Source organism: Micromonospora sp. CNZ285 (genome assembly GCF_004637285.1).
The window spans coordinates 1,712,024-1,725,631 of sequence record NZ_SPQD01000001.1 but is presented as its reverse complement, the minus strand read 5'-3'; the positions used below and the strand labels follow the sequence as shown (position 1 = coordinate 1,725,631).

At 71.7% G+C, this 13,608-nt stretch carries 15 protein-coding genes; 5 read left to right on the top strand and 10 right to left on the bottom strand.

Annotation, left to right across the window (positions count from 1 at the left end; genetic code table 11):
• Window positions 1-9: 9 nt before the first annotated feature.
• The 5 genes from CLT75_RS07890 to pdxY form a co-directional block, all read right to left on the bottom strand.
• The gene (locus CLT75_RS07890; RefSeq protein ID WP_135240184.1) at window positions 10-2,385 is read right to left on the bottom strand and encodes an excinuclease ABC subunit UvrA; all 2,376 of its coding nucleotides are present in this window, start codon (window positions 2,383-2,385) and stop codon (window positions 10-12) included.
• A gap of 27 nt (window positions 2,386-2,412) precedes the next feature.
• Window positions 2,413-2,862 carry a pyridoxamine 5'-phosphate oxidase family protein gene (locus CLT75_RS07885; RefSeq protein WP_135240183.1) on the bottom strand — a complete coding sequence of 150 codons (450 nt, stop codon included), beginning with the start codon at window positions 2,860-2,862 and terminating at the stop codon, window positions 2,413-2,415.
• Between the two features lie 9 nt (window positions 2,863-2,871).
• Window positions 2,872-3,285: a VOC family protein gene (locus CLT75_RS07880; protein ID WP_135240182.1), complete on the bottom strand. Its 414-nt coding sequence runs from the start codon at window positions 3,283-3,285 to the stop codon at window positions 2,872-2,874.
• A 5-nt stretch (window positions 3,286-3,290) separates the two neighbouring features.
• Window positions 3,291-3,755 carry a helix-turn-helix transcriptional regulator gene (locus CLT75_RS07875; RefSeq protein ID WP_013286348.1) on the bottom strand — a complete coding sequence of 155 codons (465 nt, stop codon included), beginning with the start codon at window positions 3,753-3,755 and terminating at the stop codon, window positions 3,291-3,293.
• A 99-nt stretch (window positions 3,756-3,854) separates the two neighbouring features.
• Window positions 3,855-4,706, bottom strand: coding sequence for a pyridoxal kinase PdxY (pdxY, locus tag CLT75_RS07870; RefSeq protein WP_135240181.1), 852 nt, complete (start codon window positions 4,704-4,706; stop codon window positions 3,855-3,857).
• Window positions 4,707-4,886: 180 nt separating this feature from the next.
• On the opposite strand from pdxY, the gene CLT75_RS07865 reads away from it, so the two are divergent.
• Entirely contained in the window at window positions 4,887-6,305 is a 1,419-nt protein-coding gene (locus CLT75_RS07865) for an OFA family MFS transporter (RefSeq protein ID WP_135240180.1), read from the top strand.
• Entirely contained in the window at window positions 6,302-6,427 is a 126-nt protein-coding gene (locus CLT75_RS33070; protein ID WP_486485089.1) for an MFS transporter small subunit, read from the top strand. Before CLT75_RS07865 ends, CLT75_RS33070 begins: the two co-directional genes overlap by 4 nt.
• A 51-nt stretch (window positions 6,428-6,478) precedes the next feature.
• Here CLT75_RS33070 and CLT75_RS07860 read toward each other — a convergent pair whose 3' ends face one another.
• Entirely contained in the window at window positions 6,479-7,207 is a 729-nt protein-coding gene (locus tag CLT75_RS07860; RefSeq protein ID WP_135240179.1) for an SDR family oxidoreductase, read from the bottom strand.
• A 75-nt stretch (window positions 7,208-7,282) separates the two neighbouring features.
• Between CLT75_RS07860 and CLT75_RS07855 the strand changes: the two genes are divergently transcribed.
• Window positions 7,283-8,116, top strand: coding sequence for a patatin-like phospholipase family protein (locus CLT75_RS07855; protein ID WP_135240178.1), 834 nt, complete (start codon window positions 7,283-7,285; stop codon window positions 8,114-8,116).
• 14 nt (window positions 8,117-8,130) lie between these two features.
• Here the strand turns inward: CLT75_RS07855 and CLT75_RS07850 are convergent, their stop codons facing one another.
• The gene (locus tag CLT75_RS07850; RefSeq protein WP_135240177.1) at window positions 8,131-9,351 is read right to left on the bottom strand and encodes a DUF6596 domain-containing protein; all 1,221 of its coding nucleotides are present in this window, start codon (window positions 9,349-9,351) and stop codon (window positions 8,131-8,133) included.
• Between the two features lie 19 nt (window positions 9,352-9,370).
• Entirely contained in the window at window positions 9,371-9,763 is a 393-nt protein-coding gene (locus CLT75_RS07845; protein ID WP_135240176.1) for a YciI family protein, read from the bottom strand.
• Window positions 9,764-9,853: 90 nt separating this feature from the next.
• On the opposite strand from CLT75_RS07845, the gene CLT75_RS07840 reads away from it, so the two are divergent.
• Complete coding sequence (locus CLT75_RS07840; RefSeq protein ID WP_486485088.1) at window positions 9,854-10,318, top strand: peroxiredoxin; 465 nt, start codon at window positions 9,854-9,856, stop codon at window positions 10,316-10,318.
• A 65-nt stretch (window positions 10,319-10,383) separates the two neighbouring features.
• A complete protein-coding gene (locus CLT75_RS07835; RefSeq protein WP_135240174.1) occupies window positions 10,384-11,070 on the top strand; it encodes a hypothetical protein in 687 nt (228 codons plus the stop codon).
• Between the two features lie 71 nt (window positions 11,071-11,141).
• Here CLT75_RS07835 and cydB read toward each other — a convergent pair whose 3' ends face one another.
• Both cydB and CLT75_RS07825 read right to left on the bottom strand, forming a co-directional pair.
• Window positions 11,142-12,140 (bottom strand): cytochrome d ubiquinol oxidase subunit II, encoded by a 999-nt coding sequence (gene cydB / locus CLT75_RS07830; protein ID WP_135240173.1) that lies wholly within the window; start codon window positions 12,138-12,140, stop codon window positions 11,142-11,144.
• Window positions 12,141-12,157: 17 nt separating this feature from the next.
• Window positions 12,158-13,570 (bottom strand): cytochrome ubiquinol oxidase subunit I, encoded by a 1,413-nt coding sequence (locus CLT75_RS07825; RefSeq protein WP_209310287.1) that lies wholly within the window; start codon window positions 13,568-13,570, stop codon window positions 12,158-12,160.
• Between the last annotated feature and the right edge of the window lie 38 nt (window positions 13,571-13,608).

The following is a 13,608-nucleotide window of genomic DNA, read 5'->3' as shown; positions in this document are numbered from 1 at the left end:
GTACGGCGGTCAGGCGCCGACGTAGTCGGCCAGGTGTTCGCCGGTGAGCGTCGATCGGGCCGCCACGAGATCCGCCGGGGTGCCCTCGTAGACGATCCGGCCGCCGTCGTGACCGGCGCCGGGGCCGAGGTCGATGATCCAGTCGGCGTGCGCCATGACGGCCTGGTGGTGCTCGATCACGATGACGGACTTCCCCGCGTCGACGAGCCGGTCGAGCAGGCCGAGCAGTTGGGCGACGTCGGCCAGGTGCAGGCCGGTGGTGGGTTCGTCCAGGACGTACACACCGCCCTTGTCCCCCATCCGGGTGGCGAGCTTGAGGCGTTGCCGTTCGCCGCCGGACAGCGTGGTGAGGGGTTGACCGAGCGTGAGGTAGCCGAGGCCGACGTCGGCGAGCCGGTCGAGGATGGTGTGGGCGGCCGGGGTGCGGGCGTCGCCGTCGCTGAAGAACGTCTCGGCTTCGTCGACGGACATGGCGAGGACCTCGCTGATGTCGCGTCCGCCGAGGTGGTAGTCGAGGACGGCGGGCTGGAACCGCTTGCCTTCGCAGTCCTCGCAGGTGCTGGCGACGCCGGCCATCATGCCGAGGTCGGTGTAGATGACGCCGGCGCCGTTGCAGGTCGGGCAGGCGCCTTCGGAGTTGGCGCTGAACAGGGCGGGTTTGACGCCGTTGGCCTTGGCGAAGGCCTTGCGGATGGGGTCGAGCAGGCCGGTGTAGGTGGCGGGGTTGCTGCGGCGGGAGCCGCGGATGGCGGTCTGGTCGACGCTGACGACGTCCTCGCGTTTGGCCAGTGAGCCGTGGATGAGGCTGCTCTTGCCGGAGCCGGCGACGCCGGTGACGACGACCAGGACGCCGAGGGGGATGTCGACGTCGACGTCGCGCAGGTTGTGGGTGCGGGCGCTGCGGATCGGCAGGGCGCCGGTGGGCGTACGCAGCTTGTCCTTGAGGGTGGCGCGGTCGTCGAGGTGGCGGCCGGTGGTGGTGTCGCTGGCGCGCAGGCCGGCGACTGTGCCTTCGTAGCAGATGGTGCCGCCGGCCGTGCCGGCGCCGGGGCCGAGGTCGACGACGTGGTCGGCGATGGCGATGGTCTCGGGTTTGTGTTCGACGACGAGGACGGTGTTGCCCTTGTCGCGCAGTTGGAGCAGGAGGTTGTTCATGCGGGCGATGTCGTGCGGATGCAGGCCGATGGTGGGTTCGTCGAAGACGTAGGTGACGTCGGTGAGGGACGAGCCGAGGTGGCGGATCATCTTGGTGCGCTGGGCCTCGCCGCCGGAGAGGGTGCCGGCGGGGCGGTCGAGGCTGAGGTAGCCGAGGCCGATCTCGACGAAGGAGTCGAGGGTGTCCCCCAGTGCCTTGAGCAGCGGGCCGACGGTGGGTTCGTGCAGGTCGCGTACCCAGGTGGCGAGGTCGCTGATCTGCATGGCGCACGCGTCGGCGATGTTGATGCCGTTGATCTTCGAGGAGCGGGCTTCGGGGGCGAGCCGGGTGCCGTCGCAGTCGGGGCAGGTGGTGAACGTGATGGCGCGTTCGACGAAGGCGCGGATGTGGGGCTGCATGGCGTCGACGTCCTTGGCGAGCATCGACTTGGTGATGGTGGGGATGATGCCGGTGTAGGTGAGGTTGATGCCGTCGACCTTGATCTTCGTGGGTTCCTTGTGGAGCAGGTCGTCCAGTTCGCGTCTGGTGTAGTCGCGGATGGGCTTGTCGGGGTCGAACAGGCCGCTGGAGCGGAAGATGCGGCCGAACCAGCCGTCCATGCTGTAGCCGGGGATGGTGATGGCGCCCTCGTTGAGGGAGAGTTTCTCGTCGTAGAGGACGGTGAGGTCGAAGTCGGTGACGGTGCCGCGGCCCTCGCAGCGGGGGCACATGCCGCCGAGGCGGTTGAAGGTGCCCTTCTTGGTCTGGGTCTTGCCGGGGCCGCGGTCGACGGTGATGGCGCCGGCGGCGCGGACGGAGGGGACGTTGAAGGAGTAGGCGTTGGGTGGGCCGATGTGGGGGTCGCCGAGGCGGCTGAACAGGATGCGGAGCATGGCGTTGACGTCGGTGGCGGTGCCGACGGTGGAGCGGGGGTCGGCGCCCATGCGTTCCTGGTCGACGATGATGGCGGTGGTGAGGCCTTCGAGGACGTCGACTTCGGGGCGGGACAGGGTGGGCATGAAGCCCTGGACGAAGGCGCTGTAGGTCTCGTTGATGAGGCGCTGGGACTCGGCGGCGATGGTGCCGAAGACCAGTGAGCTCTTGCCGGAGCCGGAGACGCCGGTGAAGACGGTGAGGCGGCGTTTGGGTATCTCCACGTCGACGTTGCGCAGGTTGTTCTCGCGGGCGCCGTGGACGCGGATGACGTCGTGGCTGTCGGCGTGGTGCAGGCCGGTGGTGGCCTTGCTCATTGTGCTCTCCGTCCGGTGGTGCGGGTGTCAGTCGAGCCAGTTGCCGTCGCGCATGAGGGTGCGGCCGGGTAGTTCGTCGGCTTCGCGCCAGGCCTGGATGCGGTGTGGGGTGATGCGGTACCAGCGGTAGGGCGTGGTCAGGGTACGGGGGTCGAAGCCGGTTCGGGTGGCGAAGCGGTCGCCTCGGTCGGTGGGCAGGGCGTCGATGGTGAGGGTTTCGACGTGGCCGTCGATCATGGTGACGTCGCGGGTGGGGCCGAGGCCGACGCGGGCGTGGCCGCCGGCGAGGTTGCGGCCGGTGGGGCTGTCGGCCGGGGTGGCGACGAGCAGGGTGTGGCCGTCCCAGTCGAAGGACAGGGGCACGAGGTACGGGGTGCCGTCGGGGCCGGCGGTGGCGACCCAGCAGTCGACGTCGTTTTCGAGGCGGTGGGTGGTGTCGTGGCGGCGTTGGGTGCGGGTGCGGGGCGCGTCGGTCATGGGGTGGGGTCAGCGCCGCTCGTTGATGCGGATGAGGTTGCCGGTGGGGTCGCGGAAGGCGCAGTCGCGGACGCCGTAGGGCTGTTCGGTGGGTTCCTGGACGACGTCGGCGCCGCCGGCCTGGAGTCGGTCGAACAGGCCGTCGAGGTCGTCGGTGGCGAGGGTGAGCGCGCCGTAGCTGCCCTTGGCGATGAGTTCGAGGATGGTGCGGCGTTCGTCGTCGCTGATGCCGGGGTCGACGGCCGGTGGGTGCAGGACGATGCCGGTCTCGGGCTGGTTGGGTGGGCCGACGGTGAGCCAGCGCATGGTGTCGCCCTGGCCGACGTCGTTGCGGAGTTCGAAGCCGAGGGTGTCGCGGTAGAAGGCGATGGCGGCGTCGGCGTCGGTGTGGGGCAGGAAGGCGTAGTGAATGGTGATCGTCATGGTGGTCACGCTAGTGGTGGTCGGCCGGTGCGGGCTTCTCGATTCCTGATCGGTCGGGTGGCTTGTTTGGTGAGGCAGGGTGGTGGTTCGGCGGTGTCGGGGGCGTGGCGGGCGCGGTAGGCGCTGGGTGGTTCGCCGACGAGTTCGGTGAATCGGGTGCTGAAGGTGCCCAGGGACTGGCAGCCGACGGCGAAGCAGACGTCGGTGACGCTGAGGTCGCCGCGGCGCAGCAGGGCCATGGCGCGTTCGATGCGGCGGGTCATGAGGTACGCGTACGGCGATTCGCCGTAGGTCTGGCGGAACTGGCGGCTGAGGTGGCCGGCGGACATGTGTTCGCCGCGGGCGAGGGCTTCGACGTCGAGGGGTTTGGCGTATTCGCGGTCGATGCGGTCGCGGACGCGGCGTAGCCGGGTGAGGTCGCGCAGGCGCTGGGCGAACGCGGGGTCGTCGGTTGCCGGGTGCGGTGGCACGTCCGCATCCTGCCTGGTGGGCGGTGGGGTCGTCCACCAGTGCGGGCGGCGAGTCGCGGCGCGGGTGCACCCGCGCGGCTGGTGCACCCGCGTTGTCGGTCAGCGCAGCCGGCGGGTGGTGAAGCGGGTGGGTGGGTCGGCGATGGCGTCCTGGGTGGCGACGATCTGCAGTTCGCGGGTGCCGGCTTCGAGGGTGGCCTCGAGTACGGCGTAGATCGAGTTGGTGGTGCGTTCCAGGGCGGTCTGTGGTGAGCCGGTGGTGGCGAGGTGAGCGAGGTAGAGGGCGGCGGTGACGTCGCCGCCGCCGTTGGGGGCGATCGGCAGCAGCGGGGTGGTGACGGCCCAGGCGCCGTCGTCGGAGACGGCGACGACTTCCAGGTGGCCGGCGGGCAGGTCGCCGTGCAGGACGCTGGTGACCAGGACGTGCCGGGGGCCGGTGGCGCGGACGGCGTCGACGGCGGCGAGCAGGTCGTCGATGGTGTCGGTGGTGCGGCCGGCGAGGAATTCCAGTTCGAACTGGTTGGGGGTGACGATGTCGGCGCGCGGGACGACGGTGTCGCGTAGGTATTCGGGGATGCCGGGGCGGACGAACATGCCGCGGCCGACGTCGCCCATGACCGGGTCGCAGCAGTAGAGGGCGGCCGGGTTGGCGGCCTTGACGCGGGCGACGGCGTCGAGGATGACGGCGCCGACGGCGGGGTCGCCCTGGTAGCCGGAGAGGACGGCGTCGGCGGTGCCGAGCACGCCGCGGTCCTCGATGCCGGCGATGACGTCGGCGACGTCGGTGGGGGCGAGCAGCGGGCCGCGCCAGGCGCCGTAGCCGGTGTGGTTGGAGAAGTGCACGGTCAGGACCGGCCAGACCTCGTGCCGGAGGCGTTGCAGGGGGAACACGGCGGCGGAGTTGCCGACGTGGCCGTAGGCGACCGACGACTGGATGGACAGGATCTTCACCTGGTCATCGTCGCATCTCCGGCCGGGGATGACCGCCGGTGGTGGGGTGATGACGGGCCGGGGCGGGGGTGACCGTTCGGCTCAGGGTTTCGACCGTCCGGCGCGGGGCGGGTTTGGGCGCAGCGTGCGGCGGGGGCATGAACCGGAGGTGTTCTCGCCATCTGGACGGAGGAAGCGCTGATGCTTTCCGCACTCGATCGTCGGCACACCGTCGCGCCGCCGGGGTACAGCCGCTGGCTGATTCCTCCGGCGGCGCTGGCGATCCATCTGTGCATCGGGCAGGTCTACGCGACGAGCGTGTACAAGAACTCCCTGATCGCGCATTTCGACACCGGTCAGACGGCAATCGGGGTGATCTTCAGTATCGCGATCGTGATGCTGGGGTTGTCGGCCGCGGTGGCCGGTACGTGGGTGGAGGCGAACGGGCCGCGTAAGGCGATGTTCGTGTCGGCGTGTTTCTGGGCGGCGGGGTTCCTGGTCGGGGCGCTGGGCATCGCGACCGGGCAGCTGTGGTTGCTGTATCTGGGGTACGGGGTGCTGGGCGGGATCGGTCTGGGGATCGGGTACATCTCCCCCGTCTCCACGTTGATCAAGTGGTTCCCGGACCGGCCGGGTCTGGCGACCGGGCTGGCGATCATGGGGTTCGGTGGTGGGGCGATGGTGGCCTCTCCCCTGTCCCGGCAGCTGCTGTCGTTCTACGACCCGGGTTACGACCCGGCGAACAGCGGTTCCACGGCGTCGGGGTCGGCGCTGGTGTGGTTGTTCGTGACGCTCGGCGTCGGCTACTTCGTGATCATGATGTTCGGTGTGTTCAACGTGCGGGTGCCCGCGCCGGACTGGCGGCCGGCCGGGTTCGACCCGGCTCAGGTGGCGGACAAACCGCTGGTGACGACGGCGAACGTGTCGGCGGCCAACGCGCTGAGGACGCGGTCGTTCTGGCTGCTGTGGGTGGTGCTGTTCTGCAACGTGACGGCGGGTATCGGGATCCTGGAGCAGGCCAGCCCGATGATCCAGGACTTCTTCCGTGAGGGCGGCACGTCGGCGGTGTCGGTGGCGGCGGCCGGCGGGTTCGTGGGGCTGTTGTCGCTGTTCAACATGGCGGGCCGGTTCGTGTGGTCGTCCACGTCGGATGTGATCGGCCGCAAGCCGATCTACATGGTCTACCTGGGTGTGGGCATGGTGCTGTACCTGCTGCTGGCGCTGGTGGGGCAGACCGCGACGGCGTTGTTCGTGCTGCTGGCGTGCGTGATCCTGTCGTTCTACGGCGGCGGGTTCGCCACCGTGCCGGCGTACCTGCGGGACCTGTTCGGCACGTTCGAGGTGGGCGCGATCCACGGCCGGCTGCTGACCGCGTGGTCGGCGGCGGGCGTGGCCGGGCCGCTGATCGTCAACGCGTTCCTCGACGCGCAGGGCGAGCCGGGCACGTTGACCGCGGCGGCGTACCGGCCGGCGCTGATCACGATGGTCGGGGTGCTGGCGGTGGGTCTGGTGGCGAACCTGCTGGTGCGGCCGGTGCCGCAGCGGTACCACGAGCCCGCGACCGGGCGGGACGAGACGGGACCGGGGCAGCCGGTGACGGCGGAGAGGAGCGGATCGTGAACGAGCGGACCGGTGGCGGGCAGCAGGTCCGCCTGGTGGTGTCGTGGCTGGTGGTGTCGGCGCTGCTGGGCTACGGGGTGGTGCAGACGCTGATCACGGCGGCGAAGCTGTTCACCCAGTAGGAGACGCGACGCGGCGGCCCGGGGGGTGGAGATCCCCGGGCCACCGCCGGGTCAGAGACCGCCGCCGACGCGCAGGACCGCGCCCGTGGTGTACGAGGCGTCCGGGCCGAGCAGGTACGCGATCGCGCCGGCGACCTCCTCGGGTTCGCCGGCGCGGCCCATCGGGATCCGGCTCGCGGCGGTGTCGGGGCGATCGGGCGCGCCGGAGCGGGCGTGGATGGTGGTGCGGATGATCCCGGGGGCGACGGCGTTGACGCGGACGCCGAGCGGCGCGAGTTCCTTGGCCAGCCCGACGGTGAGGGTGTCGGTGGCGGCCTTGACGGCGGCGTAGTGGACGTACTCGCCGGGTGAGCCGAGCGTGGCCGCCACGGAGGAGACGTTGACGATGGCGCCGCCGCGGGTGAGCCGCCGGGCGGCCTGCTGGGCGCACAGCACGTACCCGATGAGGTTGACGTCGACGACCTCGCGCAGGTCGTCGACGCGCAGGTCGGTGAACGGGCCGATCGGGCTGGTGACACCGGCGTTGTTGACCAGGCCGGTGAGCGGGCCGAGCCGGTCGGCGGCGTCGAAGATGCGGCGTACCTGCTCGGGGTCGGTGGTGTCGGCGGCGACGGTGACCGCGCGGCGGCCGGCCGCGCGCACGTCGGCGGCCACCGCCTCGGCGGCGGTGTGGTCGGCGCGGTAGCCGATGACCAGGTCGTGGCCGTCGGCGGCGAGCCGGCGGGCGGTGGCCGCGCCGATGCCGCGTCCTCCCCCGGTGACGATGGTGACGGAGGTCAATGCCCTTCTCCCCTGTCGTGCGGTGGGGGCGACGTTACCGTGGGCGGGACCATCCGGGGTGGAGAGGACTGTCACATGGGGCGCGCGTTGGTGCTGGGTGGCGGCGGGGTGACCGGGGTGGCCTGGGAGCTGGGTCTGCTGGCCGGGCTGGCCGGGCACGGCCTGCGGTTGGAGGAGGCGGATCTGGTGGTGGGTACGTCGGCCGGGTCGGTGGTCGGGGCGCAGGTGCGTTCGGGTACGCCGCCGGCGCAGCTGTACGAGGCGCAGCTGCGGCCGCCCCGCGAGGAGGTGCCGGCCCGGCTCGGGACGGGCGTGCTGTTGCGCTGGGCGTGGGCCGGTGGGCGGGGCCGGGACGCGGCGCGGGCCCGGGCACGTATCGGCGCGATGGCGTTGTCGGCGCGTACCCCGTCGGAGCAGTCACGGCGGGCGGTGATCGCGGCGCGGTTGCCGTCGCCGGAGTGGCCGGCGGCGCGGCTGCTGGTGACCGCCGTGGACGCGGCCTCCGGTGAGTTCGTGGTGTTCGACGCGGACAGCGGGGTGCCGCTGGTGGACGCGGTCGGCGCGAGTTGTGCGGTGCCGGGGGTGTGGCCGCCGGTGACCGTCGGCGGCCGGCGCTACGTCGACGGCGGGGTCCGCTCGCCGGTGAACGCGGACCTGGCGGCCGGGTGCGGGCAGGTGGTGGTGCTGGCGCCGACGCGCGCGGCGGTCGGGCCGATGCCGCGGCTGTCGGCGCAGGTGGCGGCGTTGCGGGAGGCGGGGGCGCGGGTGGCGGTGGTGTCGCCGGACCGGGCGGCGCGGACGGCGATCGGCCGCAACGTGCTGGACCCGGCGCGGCGGGCGGCGTCGGCGCGGGCCGGGTTCGCCCAGGCCGACGCGGTGGCCGACGAGGTCGCGGCGGTGTGGCGCTGAGCCCCGGGTGCCGCTCAGGAGCCGCCCGTCAGGCGGCTCAGCCGCCGGTTGAGGTAGCGCTGTTCGGGCAGGCTCCCGGTGAGCCGGGCGGCCAGCCGGTAGTGCTCGGCGGCGGCCTGCGGGTCGCCGTGGAGTTCCAGCAGGTGCGCGCGGACGGCGTGCAGCCGGTGGTGGCCGCGCATCGCCGGGTCGGCCAGCAGCGGGTCGAGCAGGGCCAGCCCGACGGCGGGGCCGTGCGCCATGGCCACCGCGACGGCTTGGTTGAGCGTGACGAACGGGCTGGGGGCGACCCGGCTCAGCATGTCGTAGAGGACGCTGATCTGCAGCCAGTCGGTGTCCGGGAAGGCCGGTGCCTCGGCGTGCACGGCGGCGATGGCCGCCTGGAGCTGGTAGCGGCCCACCGGGCCGTGGGGCAGGGCCCGGCCGAGCAGCGTGACGCCCTCGTCGATGAGGTCGCCGCGCCAGCGGGAGCGGTCCTGGTCGGCCAGCGGTACGAGGTCACCGGCGGCGTCGGTGCGGGCTGGTGACCGGGCGTGGGTGAGCAGCATCAGCGCCAGCGCGCCGGTGACCTCGTGGTGGCCGGGCAGCGCGGCGTGGACCTGCCGGGTGAGCCGGATCGCCTCCTCGGCGAGTTCCACGTCGACGAGCTGGTCGCCGGAGGTGCGGGTGTAGCCCTCGCTGAACACCAGGTGACACACGTCCAGGACGGCGGCCACCCGGTCGGGCAGCGCGTCCGGCGGCGGCATGGTGAACCGGGCGCCCGCCTCGCGCAGCGTCGCGCGGGCCCGGCTCAGCCGCTGCGTCATGGTCCGGGCCGGCACCAGGTAGGCGGCGGCGATCTGCTCCACGCGCAGTCCCGCGACCGCGCGCAGGGTCAGCGCGACCTGGGAGGGGCGGCTCAGCGCCGGGTGGCAGCACAGGAACAGCAGCCGCAGCGTGTCGTCGTCCTCGGTCATGGGTGTGTCGTCGACGGGCGGTACGACGCCGGCGCCGGGTTGCCGGACCGCGTCGAGCCGCTCGCGGCGGGTACGGGCTGTGTCGGCGCGCATCCGGTCGATCAGCCGTCGCGAGGCGACCCGGATGAGCCAGGCCCGCGGTTCGTCGGGCACACCGGTGAGCGGCCACCGTGCGGCGGCCGCCTCCGCAGCGTCCTGCAGGGCGTCCTCGCAGGCGTCGGGTTGCCCGTAGCGGCGCAGCAGCGCGGTGCGGACGTGCGGCGCCTCCCGGCGCCACACGTCCGCGAGGGGCGTGGCGTTACTGATCGGACCCGCCCGGCCACATCAGGGGCCGCAGTTCGACGGTCTCCCCCGGGCCGGCGAACTTCGCGGCGACGGCCTCGGCGCGGGCCTGGTCCTCGACGTCGATGAGGAAGAAGCCGGCGAGGTGTTCCTTCGCCTCGGAGTACGGGCCGTCGGTAGCCAGCGGCGCGCCGTCGCGCCACCGGTAGAGCCGGGCGGTGCGGGGGTCGGCGAGCGCCTCCCCGACGACCAGCTCACCGTTGGCGTGCAGCTCGGTCATCACCTGCTCGAAGTCGGCGTTGAGCCGTTCGCGTACCTCGGCGGGCAGCTCCTGGTGGGCGGCGAGGTATTCGGAGGTGGGGTGGCCCCACGGCTCCGGGTTGGAGTGGATCATGATCACGTACTTCACTGTCGGTCCTTCGCGTCGTGCGGCGGTGCCTCCCCGCCGCTCGCCGGGTACGACGGAGCGGGATCGCCGATGTCTACATATCCTCGCGTCATGAGTGACGCGGTGGGTGTCGGTGACCTGGTCGAGGATTTCACGCTGCCGGACGAGACGGGTACGCCACGGCGCCTGTCGGAGTTCCTGGCCGCCGGTCCGGTGGTGCTGTTCTTCTACCCGGCGGCGATGACGCGGGGCTGCACGGCGGAGAGCTGCCACTTCCGGGACCTGGCGGCGGAGTTCGCGGCGGTGGGCGCGTCCCGGGTCGGGATCAGCCGGGATCCGGTGCAGCGGCAGGCGGAGTTCTCCCGCCGGCACGGGCTCGACTACCCGCTGCTGTCCGACGCCGACGGTGAGGTGGCGCGGGCGTTCGGGGTGCGGCGGCGGCTGCCGCTGGGCGCGCTGAGCACCCGGCGGATGACGTTCGTGATCGGCACCGACCGGCGGGTGCTCGCCGTGGTGCACAGCGAGCTGAGCATGAACGAGCACGCCGACGCGGCGCTGCGGGCCCTCGGGGGCTGATCATCGCGGTGTCGCAGCCGGCTGGTATCAAGGCTGCGTCAAACAGGTGTACGGAAGAGGGCGTGATGGCGGGTCAGGGTTTGTCCACTGACGAGATTCAGGGGATCCGGGAGGCGCTGGCCGCGGGCCGCAAGCCCCGGGTGGTGTTCACCGAGGCGGCCGGGCAGATGGCCGGGCAGCTCGGGCAGGTGGTGGAGCTGACCGACCCGGCGGCGTCGGAGGAGTTCGTGGTGGTGCGGTTCGGCCGCGACGAGCTGCCGTTCTCCCCCGCCGACGTGGCGATCGCACCGAAGGGCGCCGGGCGGCGTCCGGCCGCGGATGCGAAACCGGAACCGGAGCAGCCGCCGGCCGCGCCGGAGCCGGAGTTCGTGCTGGACACGCCGCGGGTGCCGGCGCCGCGGCGGGAGGAGCCGAAGACCGAGGCGCCGCAGGCGGAGCCGAAGCCGGCGAAGCGAGCAGTGAAGGCCGCGAAGCCGAAGACCCCGCCGGGGCTGACCGTCACGCTGGCCTACGCCGAGGGTGAGTGGACGGTGGCCGCGCAGCAGGGCACGAAGGCGCTGGCCCGGCCGTACGTGGTGAAGCCGGCTGAGGCGCTGCGGATGGTGGCGCTGGTCGACGTGCCGGGGGTGCAGGAGGCGGTGGAGCAGATCCTGGCCGCCGAGCGGGCCGAGGCCGAGCAGCAGGCGGAGAAGCTGCGCGCCGAGCTGGCCGAGATCGAGGCGCGGCTGGCGGAGCTGCGCGAGGCGCGCTGACCCCGTAACGCCCTGCGGGGCCGGTGCGACCCCCTCGCACCGGCCCCGCGTCCCCTGCGCCCACAGGTCGATCAGTGTTGCGGAATGTTCTGTACCCCGATCCGGCGGCGGAACACCCAGTACGTCCAACCCTGATACGCGAGCACGATCGGCGTGAACACCACTGCCACCCAGGTCATGATCTTCAAGGTGTACGGGGTGGACGCGGCGTTGGTGGCGGTGAGCGTGCCTGCCGCGTCGAGGGTGGACGGCATCACGTTCGGGAACAGCGCGGCGAACAGCGTCGCCACGGCGAGCGCGATCGCCACGGCGGTGCCGGTGAACGCCCAGCCCTCCCGGCGTACCTTGGCCGCGGCCAGACCGCCGAGCAGGGCGAGGGCGGCGCCGACGGCGAGCACGACGGCGACGGCGCTGGAGCGGATGCTCAGCGTCCAGCTCAGGAACGCCACGGCGGCCACGGCGGTGCCGACGCCGAGCTTGACGGCGAGGGCGCCGGCGCGTTCCCGGATGTCGCCGGTGGTCTTGAGCGCCAGGAACACCGCGCCGTGGGTGAGGAACAGCCCCAGCGTGGTCAGGCCGCCGAGCAGCGCGTACGGGTTGAGCAGGTCGAGCAGGCCGCCGACGTACTCGTGGTCGGCGTCCAGCGGCACGCCGCGGAAGATGTTGGCGAACGCCACGCCCCACAGCACGGCCGGGATCGCCGAGCCCCAGAAGATGGCCTGGTCCCAGCGGCGCTTCCAGGACGCCTCGGGCCGCTTGTGGCGGTACTCGAAGGCGACGCCGCGGGCGATCAGGGCCAGCAGGATCAGCAGCAGCGGCAGGTAGAAGCCGGAGAACAGGGTGGCGTACCACTCGGGGAAGGCGGCGAACATGGCGCCGCCGGCGGTGATCAGCCACACCTCGTTGCCGTCCCAGACCGGGCCGATGGTGTTGATCAGGACGCGGCGCTGCCTGTCGTCGCGGCCGAGCACCGGCAGCAGCATCCCGACGCCGAAGTCGAAGCCTTCGAGGATGAAGTAGCCGGTGAAGAGCACGGCCACGAGGAGAAACCAGACGGTCGTCAGTTCCACGGTTGGGCTCCGGGGTGTCAGTAGGCGAACGCCAGCGGGCGCTCGGCGTCGTCGGTGTCGTCGTCGTCGGACTGGGGGGTGACGTCCGGTACGCCGGCGCGGGCGTAGCGGACCAGCAGTTTGAACTCGACCACCGCGAGGACGGCGTAGATGAGGGTGAACGCGGTGAACGAGGTGAGCACCTCGGTCAGGGAGACGCTGCGGGACACGCCGTCACGGGTGAGCATCTCGCCGAAGACGATCCACGGCTGACGGCCCATCTCGGTGAAGATCCAGCCGAAGGAGTTGGCGAGCAGCGGCAGCACGGGCATGACCAGGCCGGCCCGCAGCAGCCACTTGCTGGTGGGGGTGCGGCCCTTGCGCTGGCTCCACAGCACCAGCAGCGCGATCGCGGCGGCGGCCAGCCCGAAGCCGATCATGAAGCGGAAGCTCCAGTAGGTGACCGGGATGATCGGGGCGTAGTTGCCGGGGCCGTACTGGCTGGCGTACTGGGCCTGCAGGTCGTTGATGCCCTGCACGGTGCCGTTGGGGTCGCCGGTGCCGAGGAACGACAGCAGGTACGGGATCTTGACGGCGAACAGCTCGCGGCTGCCGTCGAGGCTGCCGACGGTGAACACGGAGAACGAGGCGGGGCTCTCGGTGGTGTAGAGGCCCTCGGCAGCGGCCATCTTCATCGGCTGCACGTCGGTCATGATCTTGCCCTGGATGTCGCCGGTGAGGATGACAAGCGCCGAGGAGATCAGGACGACCCAGGAGCCGAGCTTGGTGGCGAACCGGTACGCGCCGGTGTCGGCGCTGTCGCGGTTGCGCATTACGTGCCACAGGCCGACGGTGACCATCAGCGACCCGGCGACCAGGAACGCGCCGGCCAGGGTGTGCGGGAAGGTCACCAGGGCGACCTTGTTGGTGAGCACGGCGACGAAGTCGGTCAGCTCGGCGCGGCCGCTGTCCGGGTTGATCCGGAAGCCGACCGGGTTCTGCATGAACGAGTTGGCGGCGAGGATGAAGTACGCCGACAGGTTGGTGCCGATCGCGGCGGCCCAGATCGCGGCCAGGTGCAGGCGCTTGGGCAGCCGGTCCCAGCCGAAGATCCACAGGCCGATGAACGTGGACTCCAGGAAGAACGCCACCAGGGCCTCGATGGCCAGCGGCGCGCCGAAGATGTCACCGACGAAGCGGGAGTAGTCACTCCAGTTCATGCCGAACTGGAACTCCTGCACGATGCCGGTGACCACACCCATCGCGAAGTTGATCAGAAAGAGCTTGCCGTAGAACTTGGTGAGTTTGAGGTACCGCTCGTTGCCGGTGCGGTGCCACATGGTCTGGAGGATCGCCACCAGCACGGACAGGCCGATGGTCAACGGCACGAACAAGAAGTGGTAGACGGTGGTGACACCGAACTGCCAGCGGGCGACGTCCAACGCGTCCACCTGAAACCCCCAGCTGCGCATACTACGAGACGTAGTAG

What these genes read in the sequence shown, in the direction of transcription:
- CLT75_RS07890 (WP_135240184.1), bottom strand. Translation starts at nt 2,385, where the DNA reads ATGAGCAAGGCCACCACCGGCCTGCACCACGCCGACAGCCACGACGTC.
- CLT75_RS07840 (WP_486485088.1), top strand. Translation starts at nt 9,854, where the DNA reads ATGAGTGACGCGGTGGGTGTCGGTGACCTGGTCGAGGATTTCACGCTG.
- CLT75_RS07865 (WP_135240180.1), top strand. Translation starts at nt 4,887, where the DNA reads ATGCTTTCCGCACTCGATCGTCGGCACACCGTCGCGCCGCCGGGGTAC.
- CLT75_RS07855 (WP_135240178.1), top strand. Translation starts at nt 7,283, where the DNA reads ATGGGGCGCGCGTTGGTGCTGGGTGGCGGCGGGGTGACCGGGGTGGCC.
- CLT75_RS07880 (WP_135240182.1), bottom strand. Translation starts at nt 3,285, where the DNA reads ATGACGATCACCATTCACTACGCCTTCCTGCCCCACACCGACGCCGAC.
- CLT75_RS07885 (WP_135240183.1), bottom strand. Translation starts at nt 2,862, where the DNA reads ATGACCGACGCGCCCCGCACCCGCACCCAACGCCGCCACGACACCACC.
- CLT75_RS07835 (WP_135240174.1), top strand. Translation starts at nt 10,384, where the DNA reads ATGGCGGGTCAGGGTTTGTCCACTGACGAGATTCAGGGGATCCGGGAG.